General features: G+C 70.8%; 11 protein-coding genes. All 11 read right to left on the reverse strand.

Annotated features, from left to right (window positions below; translation table 11 throughout):
• Positions 1 to 4: 4 nt before the first annotated feature.
• The gene (locus tag ACWEOW_RS20000; RefSeq protein ID WP_452270997.1) at positions 5 to 1,495 is read right to left on the reverse strand and encodes an alkaline phosphatase family protein; all 1,491 of its coding nucleotides are present in this window, start codon (positions 1,493 to 1,495) and stop codon (positions 5 to 7) included.
• A complete protein-coding gene (gene eboE, locus ACWEOW_RS20005) occupies positions 1,492 to 2,682 on the reverse strand; it encodes a metabolite traffic protein EboE (protein ID WP_452270998.1) in 1,191 nt (396 codons plus the stop codon). The genes ACWEOW_RS20000 and eboE overlap by 4 nt, the downstream gene beginning before the upstream one ends.
• Before the next feature lie 3 nt (positions 2,683 to 2,685).
• Complete coding sequence (locus ACWEOW_RS20010; RefSeq protein ID WP_452270999.1) at positions 2,686 to 3,594, reverse strand: TatD family hydrolase; 909 nt, start codon at positions 3,592 to 3,594, stop codon at positions 2,686 to 2,688.
• A gap of 8 nt (positions 3,595 to 3,602) precedes the next feature.
• Positions 3,603 to 4,190: an EboA domain-containing protein gene (locus ACWEOW_RS20015; protein ID WP_452271000.1), complete on the reverse strand. Its 588-nt coding sequence runs from the start codon at positions 4,188 to 4,190 to the stop codon at positions 3,603 to 3,605.
• A complete protein-coding gene (locus ACWEOW_RS20020; RefSeq protein ID WP_452271001.1) occupies positions 4,187 to 5,065 on the reverse strand; it encodes a sugar phosphate isomerase/epimerase family protein in 879 nt (292 codons plus the stop codon). The genes ACWEOW_RS20015 and ACWEOW_RS20020 overlap by 4 nt, the downstream gene beginning before the upstream one ends.
• Positions 5,062 to 5,952, reverse strand: a complete 891-nt coding sequence (locus ACWEOW_RS20025) for an SCO3242 family prenyltransferase (RefSeq protein ID WP_452271002.1) — start codon at positions 5,950 to 5,952, stop codon at positions 5,062 to 5,064. Before ACWEOW_RS20025 ends, ACWEOW_RS20020 begins: the two co-directional genes overlap by 4 nt.
• The gene (locus ACWEOW_RS20030; protein WP_452271003.1) at positions 5,934 to 7,079 is read right to left on the reverse strand and encodes an inositol-3-phosphate synthase; all 1,146 of its coding nucleotides are present in this window, start codon (positions 7,077 to 7,079) and stop codon (positions 5,934 to 5,936) included. The genes ACWEOW_RS20025 and ACWEOW_RS20030 overlap by 19 nt, the downstream gene beginning before the upstream one ends.
• Before the next feature lie 121 nt (positions 7,080 to 7,200).
• A complete protein-coding gene (locus ACWEOW_RS20035) occupies positions 7,201 to 10,467 on the reverse strand; it encodes a PQQ-dependent sugar dehydrogenase (RefSeq protein ID WP_452271004.1) in 3,267 nt (1,088 codons plus the stop codon).
• Between the two features lie 246 nt (positions 10,468 to 10,713).
• Positions 10,714 to 11,835, reverse strand: coding sequence for a sugar phosphate isomerase/epimerase family protein (locus tag ACWEOW_RS20040; RefSeq protein WP_452271005.1), 1,122 nt, complete (start codon positions 11,833 to 11,835; stop codon positions 10,714 to 10,716).
• Positions 11,836 to 11,928: 93 nt separating this feature from the next.
• On the reverse strand, positions 11,929 to 13,167 hold the full coding sequence (locus ACWEOW_RS20045) for a Gfo/Idh/MocA family protein (RefSeq protein WP_452271054.1): 1,239 nt from the start codon (positions 13,165 to 13,167) through the stop codon (positions 11,929 to 11,931).
• A 128-nt stretch (positions 13,168 to 13,295) separates the two neighbouring features.
• On the reverse strand, positions 13,296 to 14,357 hold the full coding sequence (locus ACWEOW_RS20050; RefSeq protein WP_452271006.1) for a substrate-binding domain-containing protein: 1,062 nt from the start codon (positions 14,355 to 14,357) through the stop codon (positions 13,296 to 13,298).
• Positions 14,358 to 14,364 lie beyond the last annotated feature (7 nt).

Consider the following 14,364-nt stretch of genomic DNA (forward strand, 5'->3'; position numbering starts at 1 on the left):
TGCTTCAGCGGGTCGCCGGCACTGCGGTACTGCTGGCGGTAGTGGTGGCGGTAGTGGTGGCGGAAGTAGTGGTGGCTGTAGTGGTGGCGGTGCTGGCGGCGGTGCTGGCGACGGCGACGCCGGCGGCCTCGAGGATGAGGTCGTGCACGTCCGCTGCGGCCACGGTCTCACGCCGCAGGCCCCGATCGGAGCCGAGCACGACCGGGCCGTCCTCCGGGTTGTCCGGCAGCCGGCCATGGCTCCCGCGGACCCAGCGCGGGTCGAGCGGCACGACGCGCATGGCATAGCGCAGCCCGAGCTTCTTTCGCACGAGTCCGAGGCCCGCCCGGGCCTTCGCCGAACGGTCGGCAGGGTCGAAGAACAGCTCGGCGGGGTCGTAGCCCGGCTTGCGGTGGATCTCGACGCTGCGGGCGAAGTCGGGCGCCCGGTCGTCGTCGAGCCAGTAGTAGTAGGTGAACCAGGCACGCGGGGAAGCCACGAGCACGAGGTCGCCGCTGCGCTCGTGGTCGAGGCCGTATGCCGCCTGGCCGGCTCGGTCGAGCACCTGCTCCACCCCTGGGGTTGCGGCGAGCAGCGCCCGCACCTCGTCGAGCCGTGCTGCGTCCTCGAGGTAGACGTGCGCGACCTGGTGGTCTGCGACCGCGAAGGCCTGCGACGTCCAGGGGTCGAGGTACTCCATGCCTGCCTGCGTGTGCACCTCGAGCAGGCCGGCGCGGCGCAGCACCCGGTTGACGTCGACGGGCTGGTCGACCGCGGTGATGCCGTACTCGCTGACGACGAGGACCGAGACGCCGAGCTGCTCGGCGTCGTCGAGCAGCGGCGCGAGGGTCGCGTCGAGCTCGGCTGCCGCCGTCCTGGCCTGGGCTGACTCCGGCCCGAAGCGCTGGAGGTCGTAGTCGAGGTGCGGGACGTAGGAGAGGGTCAGGTCGTGCTCGGGCATCAGCAGGCGGGTCGCCTCGACGATCCAGCGCGACGAGGCGATCGAGGCGGTCGGCCCCCAGTAGTGGAAGAGGGGGAAGGGCCCGAGCCGGTCCGTGAGCCGGTCATGCAGCTCGACCGGTCGCGTGTAGCAGTCAGGCGACTTGCGGCCGTCTGCGTGGTAGATCGGCCTGGGCGTGACCACGCTGTCGGTGTCGGCGCCCATGGCGTACCACCAGCACACGTTCGCGACCCGCGCTCCCGGACGAGCCCGCCGCAGCGCGTGCCACACCTTCTCGCCCTCGACCAGCGCGTTGTGCTGGCGCCACAGGAAGACCTCGCCGAGATCGCGGAAGTACCAGCCGTTGCCGACCGCGCCATGGTCGGCGGGCGCCCGGCCGGTGAGGAACGTGGACTGCACCGAGCAGGTCACGGCCGGGAGCACGGTGCCGAGCGTCGACTGCCAGCCGCTGGCGGCGACCCGGCGCAGCCGTGGCATGTCTCTCAGCGCGCGAGGGGTGAGGCCGACGACATCGAGCACGAGGACCTTCGTGGGGTGGGCGGGGTCGAGTGTCATGCGGGCTCCTTGAGGCCGAGGTCGATGAGGGTGTCACGAAGCCAGGCGAGCTCGCCGGCGATGCTGCGTGCGAGTCCCGCGTCATCGGCCGGCCGCGCGGCCTCCGGCACCACGGTCCAGGTGTACGTCTCGACCTCGAGATGGTCGGTCACGGCGACATCGCCGCCGAGGAGGACGTCGAGGGACTCGCGCAGGTCTGCGGTCGTCGAGGCGAGCGGTGGCTCGGGCTCGTGGTCGAGCGGCACGTGGAAGTGGACGCGCCACGGGCGGTCCACGCCGCCCGGCGCCGGATCGAGGGGGCGCCGCCCTCCGAGCGCGTCCCCGAGGTCGTCGCGGGCGCGGATCTGGCCGCTCTCGCCGCGGGACCGCACCTGGTGCAGGAACCGCTCCTCGTCGAAGGCGGCCAGGGCCTCTCGCGTGGCCGGGTCGCCGGGGTCCGCCACGTGCAGCGCGGCCGATACCTGGGCCTTGACGACGGAACGCCCGGCCGCGTCGAGCCGCGGCACGACCTCTCCGGCGCGCTCGAACCCGACGGCGAGGTGGCAGAGGTCGAGACAGACCCCGAGCGCCTCGTCGTCCCAGCCCACGGTCCGCTCCAGCAGGTCGTCGGTGGTCTCGACGACGCACCCGGGCTCGGGTTCGATGCCGACGCGGATCTCGCGTCCGGTGCGCGACCGGAGCGCGTGCAGGTGGTCGGCGAGCTGGTCGAACTGCTCGGCGGCGAGGACCTGCCGATCACCGAACCAGGGATGGCGCCACCCCAGCGGCAGGGTCGAGATGCTCCCTCGTGCAGCGTCGTCCGGAAGCAGCCGCGCCAGGACCTCTGAGAGGTCGACCGTGTAGGCAAGCCTGGCCGGCTCTGTCCAGTCCGGGTGGTAGACCTTGTGCTTGACGACCGGCTCCTGGAAGCCCTTGTAAGGGAAGCCGTTCAGGGTCACGACCTCGAGCCCGCGGACGTCGAGCTCGCGCCGCAGCCTGCTGGTCAGCCGCGGGTCGTGGGCGAGCTCTCGGGCGACCGGGGCGCTGAGCCACAGTCCGACCCCGAGCACGCTCGCCCCGAGGTGCTGGCGGACCGGCAGGGCGAACCGGTCGAGCTGGCCGATGATCGTGTCGAGGTCCTCACCCCCGTGGACGTTGGTGCAGTAGGCGACGTGGACGAGCTGGCCGTCGGAGTGACGCAGGCGCATGGTTCACTCCCTCGCTCCGCGCAGCACCGAGTTGCCGAGGAACGTCGCACCGGCCGCGACCGGCTCGGGCTCGGCCGGACGGGTCTGGCCCGAACCGGTCTCCTCAGGGTCGGCCTGCTCGCCGATCTCGAGCCGCCCGCTGCGGCCGTAGAACTCGACCGGGTTCCGCCACAGCACCGTGTCCACGTCATCCGCGATGAAGCCGGCCGCGAGCATCGCGTCGGCCGTTCGCCGGGTCTTCAGCGGGTCACTGTTGCCCCAGTCTGCAGCGGAGTTCACGAGCATGCGCTCGGTGCCGAACCGCCGCAGGATCTCGACCATCCGCGCCTCGTCCATCTTCGTGTCCGGATACACCGAGAACCCCATCCAGCATCCGGACTCGGCCACGATGCTCACGGTGACCTCGTTGAGGTGGTCGACCAGCACGGCTCCCGGGTCCAGCGACGACTCCGCGACCACGGAGAGCGTGCGCTTCGTGCCCTCGAGCTTGTCGCGGTGCGGGGTGTGCACGAGGGCCGGCAGCTCGTGCTCGGCCGCGAGCTCCAGCTGGGCCGCGAAGACGTCGTCCTCCTCGGGGGTCATGCTGTCGTAGCCGAGCTCGCCGACCGCGACCACGCGGTCCTTGACGAGGTAGCGCGGCAGGACCGCGAGCACCTCGCGACAACGAGGGTCGTTGGCCTCCTTGGGGTTCAGCCCGATCGTGGCGTGGTGCGCGATGCCGTACTGCGCCGCCCGGAACGGCTCCCAGCCGAGCAGCGAGTCGAAGTAGTCGCAGAAGGAGCCGACGTTGGTGCGTGGCTGCCCGAGCCAGAAGGACGGCTCGACGACGGCACGGACGCCGGCGGCATACATCCGCTGGTAGTCGTCGGTCGTGCGTGAGGTCATGTGGATGTGCGGGTCGAAGATGCGCATGGTGCTCCTCATTCGGCTCGGGCGGGCATGACGGATGACGTGTGCTCGACGAGGTCGAGGATCGCGAGGGCGTCCGACGGCACCGTCCGACCGGCGGCCTGTCGCTCCGCGACATAGTCGGCGACCATGCGGCCGAGCTCGGCGTCGGCACGCGTGTCGAGGCCGGCCACCTGGTCGATGGGGATCCCCACGAAGAGGAACTTCAGCACCGCCTGTCGCCACGCGGCCGTGTCCAGGTGCCGAGCGGCATACTGGCCCATGGCGGCTGCGATGAGACGAGAGTCGTTGGTGCGCAGGGCATCTCGCACGAGGGGCAGGGCCCCGTCGCCGATGGCGTTGGGGCGGTCCGCGCCGTCGAGCGGGTGCAGAGCCCGCAGGACGGCGAGGCGTTCAGATGTGTCTCCCTGCCAGTACAGTCGCTCGGCCAGGCCGAGCACCTCGTCGCGGGGTCCGTTCAGTGCGAGCAGCATGGCCATTCGCGTGTCGTCGCCGTCGCGACCCTCCCGTGCAGCCCGCCGTGCGGCTGCGGGGAAGTGACGCTCGATCGCCTCAGGTCGAGTGGCGACCTCCGCGATGGCTGCGTCGATGTCGCTCATCCGGGCACCTCCTGGAGTCGGAACGGTCGGGTCGTGGCCGCCTGCTCCTCAGCGGCACGCAGGATGTCGATGCTCTGGGCGGCCAGGGCGGGGGCCGCGTGCGAGTGGCGAGGGAGCTCGACCGCCACGAGCCCCGGGAACTCGACGTCGAGCAGCGCTCCGAGGACCGCCGTGACATCGACCTCGCCCTCGCCGAACGGGAGATGCTCATGGACGCCTCGCCGCATGTCGTCGATCTGCACGTTCGCGATGAGCTGGCCCGCACCCACGACGCACGCCGCCGGGTCGTCCTCCTCGGTGCACCGAAGGTGCCCGACATCGATGGTCAGCCTCAGGCGGTCGGGCGACCCGAGCCGGCGGCGCAGCTCTTCGACATCGGCGATCCGCTCGACGTGCATCCCAGGCTCCGGCTCCAGGGCCAGGTCGACGCCGTGCGCGTCCGCGATGGGGAGCAGTCGCGAGACGCCCGCCTCGAGCCGTGACCAGCAGGCCTCCGGTGTCGCGCCGTCGGGCGCGATGCCGCTCCAGAACGAGACAGCGGGCGAGCCGAGCTCGGCAGCGATGCGAATCGCCTTTTCCAACAGGTCGATCCGTCGATCCCGTCCCTCGTCGGACACCAGGGTCGGCGAGTGCTTGCGGCGCGGGTCCAGGACGTATCGCGCCCCGGTCTCGACGACCACCGCCAGGCCGTGCCTGTCGAGTAGGCGCGCCACGTGAGCCGTCCGCCCTGCCAGGTCGGGCGCGAACGGGTCGAGGTGGGCGTGGTCGAGCGTCAGCGCCACGCCGTCGTAACCCAGGTCGGCGAGCAGCGCCACCGCGTCCTCGAGACGATGGTCGGTGAAGCCGTTGAGGCCGTACCCGAAGCGCAGGCTCACGTCGCCGACACCGCCTTCATCGCCAGGCGGCCCACCGGTGCCGATGCAGCCAGGCCGATCGCCAGACCGTGGTTGCCGGCCGACGCGATCGCGGCACCCTGCAGCGGCACGAGGGCCCGGATGCCGACGCCCGTGGCGCTGCGGACCGTCTGCGCGTCGGGGCTGCGCACCGCGGCCAGCTGGGCACGGAGGACGCCGACGGCATACCACCCGGCCAGCCCGAGTGAAACCACCCCGCCGAGCCGGGACCCCGCACCGGGCCGCAGGGCCGACGCGCTGGCCACGACGGCGGTGACCGCCGCGCACGCGCCGGCGACATCGGCCGAACCGCCGCGCACCTCACCTCGGCTCAGGGCGGTGACGCTGGCCGTGTGCAGCGCAACGAGCGAGGCGGGCACCGCCGCCCGTCGAAGTGCGGGCAGCCCACCGGCGCTCGCGCCCAGCAGGACGTCCAGCCCGCGGGTCGAGGCCATCGTGGCGACACTGAGCGGCCCCTGCTTCGGCGTGAGGTCGTACGCCCACACCGCCGAGGCGAGCACGCCCGCGACCGCCGCGGCACGCCGGCCGCCACCCGCTGCCGCCACGGCGACGCCGGCCGCGGTCAGCCCGCTCGCCACTGCCAGAGCGGTCCGGGCGCTCACGCGGCCCGACGGGATCGGCCGCTCCGGCCGCTCGACCGAGTCGGTATGCCGGTCGGCGAAGTCGTTGAGCGCCATGCCCGCCCAGTACAGGCAGGTCGAGGCGACGGGCAGCAGTGCGGTCCGGGTCGCGCTCGGCCACCCGGCGCTCGCCGCGCCCGCGAGCGTGTCCCCCGGCACGGTCAGTGCCGCCGGGGCGCGGACCAGCTCGACGAGGTCTCGAAGCCGGGTCACGATGACGTCGCCCACTGGGTCAGGGCGCGATGCTGCTCGAACAGCCGGTGCTCTCCGGAGTCGACCGGGTCCTTGAAGAAGAAGCCGAGCGCGGTCAGGGGGCCGACCTCGCTGCGCCGGAGGGCCAGGTCGGCCAGACGCGCCAGGTCGATCACGAGAGGGGCGGCGAGGCTGGAGTCACAGCCCTGCCAGGTGAACTGCATCGACATGCGCGTGCCGAGGAAGCCGGCGAAGGTCACGTGGTCCCACGCGGTCTTCCAGTCCCCGAGATCGGTGATGTTGTCGATGTGGACCGGGCCCTCGACCGGGTAGCCGAGCATCGCCTCGAGCCCGCGGGCCTTGCTGATCGCCTTGCTCTGCTGTGCCTCAGGGTCGGCCAGGGTTGCGCCGTCGCCACCGCCGAGCAGGTTCGTCCCGGCCCACGACCGGACCGCCAGCGACCTGGTCGCGAACATCGGTGCCAGCACCGACTTCACGAGCGTCTCGCCCGTCTTCCCGTCACTCCCGCCCCACGGCAGGCCCTCACGCTCGGCCAGCTCGCGCACGGCCGGAAGCCGGGCACCGGTCGACGGCGTGAAGTCGACGAACGCGGCCCCGGCAAGGAAGGCCGCAGCGGCATACACAGCACTGGGTGGCAACGGCGACTCGCCTGCGGCCCAGGCTCTTTCGAGCTGGGCAAGCGACTCGTGCGCAGGCGACGGGACCGCCACCGGCTCGGTCGACGACACGTTGACGACGACGACGCGCGCGAGCGCCTCGGTGTCGCGGAACGCGGCGATGTCATCGGCGAGCCGGCGGACGGCTGCCCCCTGCCCCTCCTCCCCCAGGCGGTAGCCGGCGCGGACGCGGGCATCGGCGCGCTCGAGCTCGTCGTGCGCGAGGGCGAGCGCGCCATGCGGCACCACCCCCGCGTCGGCGAGCAGCGCCGCCCGCTTCACGAGCGGCACCTCTGCCACGTCGTGTCCGCCGACGACGATGTGGTCGAGGGCCACGAGGCCGGCTGCTGCCAGCTCCGCCTGCTCGGTCACCAGGCCTTCCCGCGCGGCGCCGCCGGCGGTGATGAGCGCCAGCCCCGTGGTCACCGTGGTCGCCACGGAGCCACGCGCTCCAACCAGCCACAGTCCCGTCCGTGCGTCGCTCATCTGCCTGCTCCTTCGTCGTCGTGGTTCGGAACGCTGTCGTGCGAATGCCGTTGTGCCAAAAGTCGATTGGGGTGGCGGCCCGGCGGCGAGGGATGGGTGCTCGCCGCCGGGCCACCCGCGGTCACCTCAGGGAGGCGATCACCGCGTCGGCGTCCCGCTGCAGCGCAGCGGAGGCCGCCTGGTCGGAGACGTTGGCCGACGACTTCGCCAGCTCGACGTACTCCTGCAGCTGCGAGATGGCGGCCGCGTTGCGACCGACACTCGCGTGCTTGGCGGCCTGCTCGAGGCGCTTCTCGAGCAGCGGCTCGCCAGCCTTCGTGACGAGACCGGCCCGGGCGAGCCGCTCCGTCACCGCGGTCAGCTCGGACAGCGAGGTCGACGTCGTGAACGTCGTCGTCACCGTCCGGGTCAGACCGGCCTTGTCCGTGGTCGTGACCACGAGAGTGTGGGCACCCAGCGGGAGCCGCCACAGCTCGAGCGGCTGGTCACCCGGGACGGCCGAGCCGTCCACGGCGGCGGTGACCGTGCCGACCCCGCTCGTCGCGTCCCCTGCCGCCCACGTCACGTCACCGGAGTTGCCGACGGTGGCGCCGTCGGTGACACCCGAGACCGCGAGCGTCGGCTGCGTCTTGTCGATCTTGATCGTCACCGACCCGACCGGCGAGACGTTGCCCCCGTTGTCCGTAGCCCGGAACAGCACCGTCGTCGAGCCCTCTGCCGACACCGTCAGCGCGGTGTTGGCGTTCACCCACGTCGTGCCACCGTCGGTGGAACGCTGACGAGACGAGACCGTGCCGTTGTCGGTCGCGTTGACCGTCACCGAGACGTTGCTCGTGTACCAGCCGTTCTGGCCGTTGGGGTTGGCCGGGCTGAGCGTCGCCGAGACGGTCGGCGGCGTGACGTCCGCGACGCCGCTACCGACGAAGGTCAGCGCGTCGAGGTCCACACCGCCGGTCGAGGTGACGTACAGGCGACCGGTGCCGGAGGGCTTGTTCGCGAGTGGCGTCTGCGACTCGGTCCAGCCGGATCCGGAGACCGCCACCTGCGCGAACGGCGCGGCGCTCGGCGAGTTCCACCGCAGCGCAATGGTGCCCGTGCCTGCGCCACGGACCTTGACCGCGTCGAGGTTGGCAAGGTTCGTCGGGTCCCAGGCCAGCCAGTCACCCGCGTCGAGCGAGGTGACCTTGCGCAGACCGCTGGCCGTGCTGTCGTTGACGATCTCGACGCCCTGAGAAGCATCGGCCCACTCGGCCTCCTGCTTCTTCGGGTTGAGGATCAGCGACTCGGTCGTGGTCGCGGGCGGGACACCGGCGTGGCCGCCGTCCGTGTACGTGATGACCACGACACCGAAGATGTTCTCGGTCACGCCGTGCTCGGTCGCGTCCGCCGGGGTCGGGATCGCGAACTGGCATCCGGTGCCCTGGCTCAGCGGGTGAGCATGCGCGTCGTGCCCGAGACCGAACGTCCAGGAAACGCGCGAGCAGACCGTGGCGTTGCCGTCCTCAGGGTCGGTGGTCGTGATGGTGAACGGCACGGCCTGACCCCAGTCGAAGAACCCGCCGTTGGGCGTCGAGAGGTTCACCGTCGGTGCGACGTTGCCGACGCTGATCGACGTGCTTGTCAGAGCCCTGCGACCCTGCGGGTCGGTGACGCGCAGACGAGGGGTGAACTTGCCGAGCTCGGTGTACGTGTGGGTCGCCGTGACACCGGACGCGTCGAACGTGCCGTTGCCGTCGAAGTCCCAGTCGTACGTCAGTGCGCCGTGCTCGGGGTCGGATGATCCCGAGGCGTCGAAGGTGACGGTCAGCGGTGCGTTGCTGCTGCTGACCGGGTTGGCCGAGATGGCCGCCTTCGGCGCCTTGTTGCCCGGCGAGTAGTCGATCCGGTACAGGCCGGCGTCCGGGTTGGCCCGGAAGAAGCCGTCACCGTAGTCGAGGACGTAGAGCGACCCGTCCGGACCGAACTCGATGTCGATCGGGCTATCGGTGATCGGCTGCCCGTTCGTCTCGAGGTCGCGGTTCGGCAGGAACTGCTGGATGTGGTCGACAGGTCCGTTGGGCCACTGCACGGTGAAGGCCGCGAGGTAGTCCTGCGAGAACTCGGCGAAGAAGGCCTTGCGGTCCCAGTACTGCGGGAACTTCGTCGTCGACGGGTTTGCCGCGTCGTAGTGGTAGACCGGTCCGCCCATGGGGCCCTGGCCGCCCTGCGGGTCGAAGTCGGTCAGCTCGGGCCACGGCTGGTGCGTGTTGTTGTCGCCGTAGTAGAGCGTCGCGGTCGTCGCTGGCGGGACGGTCGCCAGGCCGGTGTTCCAGCGGGAGTTGTTCTGCGCGCCGGCGTTGCAGTCGAACCACGGTCCCGGGGTCGAGGTCGCGTAGTCCCACTGGTTGTAGTTGGCGTTCGGGCCGTGGCAGTACGGCCAGCCGCCGTTCATCGGACGGTCGATCGCCGTCGTCATCCACTCCACGTAGCCCATCGGGCCACGCTGCGGGTCCGGGGCGCCGGCGTCGGGGCCGTAGTCGCCCCACGTGACCGAGTTGGTCGCCGCGTCGACGTCCATACGGTACGGGTTGCGCACGCCCATGACGAAGATCTCGGGCCGGGTCTTGGCGGTGCCGGGCGTGAACAGGTTGCCCGGCGGGATGGTGTAGCTGCCGTCGCCCTGGACCTTGATCCGCAGGATCTTGCCGCGGAGGTCGTTCGTGTTGCCGGCGCCGCGTCGCGAGTCGAACCCGGGGTTCATGCCCGGCGCGTCGTTGTTCGGAGCCATGCCGGCGGCGCCCGGGGTGCTCGCGGGCGTGTTGTCGCCGGTCGAGAGGTACAGGTTGCCGTCGGCGTCGAAGTCGACGTCACCGGCGACGTGACAGCACTGGCCGCGGTTCGTCTCGACCTTGATGATGACCTGCTCCGTCGACAGGTCGAGCTTGCTCGTGGCGTCGTCCCACTTGACTCGGGTCAGCTGGTTGTAGCCCTTCCACTGGTCCCAGTACGACAGGTCCTGCCCGGCCGGGAGCGAGTTCGGGGCCGAACCGGTGGGGGTCGTGGCCACGTACGGCGCCGTCATGGTGCGGGGCGCGTAGTAGAGGTAGACCCACTTGTTCGTGGCGAAGTCGGGGTCGATGGTGATCGTCTGGAGGCCGTCCTCCGAGTTGTTGTACACCGGGATGGTGTTGATCACCTTGGTGACGCCCGAGTCGGGGTCGGTGAGGCGGATGTCGCCGTTGCGCGCGGTGTGCAGGACCCGCAGGTCGGGCAGCACAGCGAGGTCGATCGGCTCACCGGTGTCCTTGGTGAGCGTGACCTTCTCGTAGTTCGACCAGTCGAGCGCCGCCTCGGCGCCGGCCTCGGCACCGTGGTCGACGCCGTCATGGGCGAGGGCGGGCTGAGCCATGACGCTGCCCAGCGTGGTCAGGGCGAGGACGGCGGCGGCAGTTGCCGCAACAGCCCTCCGACCTCGGGTACGACTTGTAGCATTCATCGATACGTCCTTCTTGACAGAGACGGGCGAGCCGCCCCCCGGGGAGCGCGCCGCTGCAACGGCACATGCACTCCCCGGGGGTCGGCGTTTACTTCGACGTATGCCGTCCCGCCGGCGTGTGGCGGGAGGGCGCCTTCTGCGTAACGCCGGGTCGCGACGTCAGCCGCGCAGGGCCGCCATGTTGGCGTAGCTGAGGGCGGCGTACTCCAGCGACTGGTTGGGGTTGACGGTGCCGCCGGGGGCGTTGTCCTGCTCGTACATCGGGTTGTGGTAGCCCTTGGCCCCCGTCTGGCTGAGGAAGGCCGTGTAGTCGATGACGCCGGTGCCGAACGGGACGAAGTCGTAGCCGTTGGCCGAGGTCGGAACCGACTTGCCGTCCTTGGCGTGGAACAGCGGGAACCGGATCGGCTGGGCCTGGACCACGCCGAGCGGGTTGAAGATCGCCTCGACCGTCGAGCCGTCGGCCGCGGTGTAGGACTTGTGCTTGAACTGCGCGACGTGCGCCCAGTAGATGTCCATCTCGAGGTAGACGTTGTCCGGGTTCGTGTTGGCCAGGAAGTACTCGAGACGACGGATGCCGGACGAGCGGGTCGGCCGGCCCAGTGCGTCCAGCGGCCCGCTGTCGAGCAGGAAGCTGTACGCAACGTCATGGTTGTGCGTGTAGAGCTTGAGGCCGTGCTTGACGCGGGCCCGCTCGCCGAGGATGTCCCAGCGCGCGGCGGCCAGGTCCCAGTCCGCCTGGTAGGCCGAGCTGGTCGGGTCGCTGCCCGTGCCGATGTGCTGCATACCGAGGATGTTCGCGATCTCGCAGGCGGCGTCGAACGACGCGAGGGTCGCGTCGGTGATCGACGACGGGATGCTGCCGTGGTTGCCCTCGGCCTCGAGCCCGTTGTCGTCGAGCCAGGTGCGCAGCAGCTGGGCGCCGGCGACGTTGTTGACGTTGCCACCGGGGGCGTTGGCGTGCTGGCCGTAGCCGGCGAACTCCACCTGCTTGTACCCGATCCGGCCGAGCTCCTCGAAGACCGCCTTGAAGCCGGACGCGTAGGGCGAGGTGCCGGGGTCGCGCGAGACGGCGTCGCGGACGGTGTAGAGGATGATCCCGCGCTTGCCGGGCGGGACGAGGACTCCGCTGCCGGTGCCCGGGGCTGCCGCGGCGCTGGTCGCGCTCGCGCCGGCGATGGCCACTGCCGCGGCCATGCCCGTCGAGGCGGCCATGAACTGGCGCCGGTTGAGACCGAGGCCCTTGGCGAGCTTCAGCGGGTTGACGTCGTTGTCGTGCATGGTGTGCGTGCTCCTTCAGCGTGACAGAGACAGGACTTGCGGGGTGGAGCCGAATCTCCTTTCAGGACAAAGCGAGGCCGCATCCTCCGCAGTTCAGGACAGGGCCGGCGACGAGACGCGGCCAAGCTCGACCGGGGTCCAGGACCCCGACCGCTCCGCGCTCGACTCGACCGCCGACAGGATCCGCTGCACCTGGAGCCCGTCGGAGAAGGACGGCCGAGGGTCGGCGCCCTCGGCGATGGCGGTGAGGAAGTCCACCGCCTGGTGGGTGAAGCCGTGCTCGTAGCCGAGCACGTGTCCGGGCGGCCACCACGCGGCGACGTAGGGGTGGGACGCCTCGGTGACGAGGACCCGGGTGAAACCGGCGTCCTTCGCGTCGACCTGCGCGTCGAAGACGTGAAGCACGTTCATGTCCTCGAAGTCAAAGGCCAGCGATCCTCGAGTTCCATTGATCTCCAGGCGAATCGCGTTCTTGCGTCCGGTGGCGAACCGGGTCGCCTCGAACGTCGCCAGGGCCCCGCCAGCCATCCGCGACACGAAGACGGCCGCGTCGTCCACGGTCACCGGACCCAGCTGGGCGGATCCGTTGGCCGAGGCGGTGCCGCTGATTCCGCCGCCGCTGCTGGCGGCGGCATCTGGGTCGGCGACCGGCCGCTCGCGCACGAACGTCTCGGTCAGGGCCGACACCCCGGTGAGCTCCTCGCCGGTCACGTACTGCGCCAGGTCGACGATGTGCGCGCCGATGTCCCCGAGCGCTCCGGAGCCGGCGCGCTCCTTCTGGAGGCGCCAGGTGAGCGGCGACGAGGGGTCGGTGAGCCAGTCCTGGAGGTACTGGCCGCGCACGTGGTGGATCCGGCCGAGACGTCCCTCCGCCACCAAGGTCCGGGCGTAGGCGATCGCCGGGATGCGCCGGTAGGTGAAGCCGACCATCGACCGAACCCCCTGGGCCCGTGCGGCTTCCGCCGCCCGGACCATGGTCTCGGCCTCCGCGACGGAGTTGGCGAGCGGCTTCTCGCAGAGGACGTGCTTGCCGGCCTCCAGGGCAGCCACTGCGATCTCGGCGTGGGTGTCGCCTGGGGTGCAGATGTCGATGATGTCGATGTCGTCCCGCTCGAGCAGCCGCCTCCAGTCGGTCTCGACACCTTCCCAGCCGAAGCGGTATGCCGTCTCGCTCGCTGCCGCTTCGTTGCGTCCGGCGACGGCGACGAGCCGCGGGGCGACCGGCGTGTCGAAGTAGCTGAGGGCATTGCGCCAGGCCTGTGAATGGGCACGCCCCATGAAGGCGTAACCGATCATCCCGACCCCGAGGGCAGGCTTGCTGGCAGTGGTCATGACGTCCTCACATCCGACGTAGGTGGTGGTCGGCGGCGACCCCTGCTTCGTCACCGCCACGAGCTGCTCGTGCTTGTAGGCCGTGTGTGGCGCCCGCCCCGCCGGAGTGCCGGGGCGGGCGCCCACTGTCACGACTCGAAGCCGAGCGGCAGGTACTGGTCGACGTTCTCCTTGGTCACGACCGGTGCGTTGAGGACGATTCGACGCGGGACCTCGACCTGGACGAGGTCGCTGATGCCCTTGTCCTGGGCGATCAGTCGGGCGAGCTTGATGCCGTCGGCCGCCTGGGTCGGCGGGTAGAGGACCGTCGCCTCCATCTTGCCGTCCTTGATCCAGCGCATCGCGTTGGCCGAGCCGGCACCACCGATGAAGGCCATCTCGTGGCGGTTGGCCTGGTCGAGGGCGGCCATGACGCCGACACCCTGGTCGTCGTCGTGGTTCCAGAGGATGTCGATCTTCGGAGCGGCCTGGAGCAGGTTGGACGCCTGCTTCTCACCGGACTCGACGGTGAACTCGGCTGCGACGCGGTTGTCGACGGTCTGGCCGCAGGCCTTGAGCGCGTCGGCGAAGCCCTTGCTGCGGTCTTGCGTCAGGGGCAGCGCGTCGATGCCGGCGATCTCGGCGATGACCGGGTTGCTGAGGTTCTTGTCCTTGACGAGCTTGCAGGCGTACGTGCCGGCGGACACGCCCATGCCGTAGTTGTCGCCGAGGATCGTGGCGCGGGCCGCGAACGGGCTCGAGAACTCCCGGTCGACGTTGACGACGGGGATGCCGGCGTCCATCGCCTTCGTAGCGACCTCCGTCAGGGCAGCGCCGTCGGTGGGCAGGAGCACGATCGCGTCGACCTTGTCGTTGATGAAGGTCTCGATCTGGCTGATCTGCAGCGAGGCGTCGTTGGTGCCCTCGGCGACCTTGAGCTCCACGTCCGGGTACTTCTTGGCCTCGGCCTGGGCGGCGCTGTTGATGGCACCGAGCCAGCCGTGGTCGGCCGCGGGGCCCGAGAAGCCGATGACGACCTTCTTGCCGGGAGCGTCGTTGTCGCTCGCGGCGTTGCTACCCGCCTGCTGGGTCGAGGCCGCCGGGGTGGTGGCCGGGTCGTTGCTGGTGCAGCCGGCTGCAACGAGCGCGGCGCTCATGGCGAACGCCGCGACGGCGACGCGCTTGGTGGTGCGAGGAAGTGATGCAGACACGCTGACT

It is taken from the genome of Monashia sp. NPDC004114, assembly GCF_053603855.1.

Bases quoted from the DNA above. Each gene is read 5' to 3' on its own strand.
- ACWEOW_RS20000 (WP_452270997.1), bottom strand. From the start codon at position 1,495: ATGACACTCGACCCCGCCCACCCCACGAAGGTCCTCGTGCTCGATGTC.
- eboE (WP_452270998.1), bottom strand. From the start codon at position 2,682: ATGCGCCTGCGTCACTCCGACGGCCAGCTCGTCCACGTCGCCTACTGC.
- ACWEOW_RS20010 (WP_452270999.1), bottom strand. From the start codon at position 3,594: ATGCGCATCTTCGACCCGCACATCCACATGACCTCACGCACGACCGAC.
- ACWEOW_RS20015 (WP_452271000.1), bottom strand. From the start codon at position 4,190: ATGAGCGACATCGACGCAGCCATCGCGGAGGTCGCCACTCGACCTGAG.
- ACWEOW_RS20030 (WP_452271003.1), bottom strand. From the start codon at position 7,079: ATGAGCGACGCACGGACGGGACTGTGGCTGGTTGGAGCGCGTGGCTCC.
- ACWEOW_RS20035 (WP_452271004.1), bottom strand. From the start codon at position 10,467: ATGGCTCAGCCCGCCCTCGCCCATGACGGCGTCGACCACGGTGCCGAG.
- ACWEOW_RS20040 (WP_452271005.1), bottom strand. From the start codon at position 11,835: ATGCACGACAACGACGTCAACCCGCTGAAGCTCGCCAAGGGCCTCGGT.
- ACWEOW_RS20045 (WP_452271054.1), bottom strand. From the start codon at position 13,167: ATGACCACTGCCAGCAAGCCTGCCCTCGGGGTCGGGATGATCGGTTAC.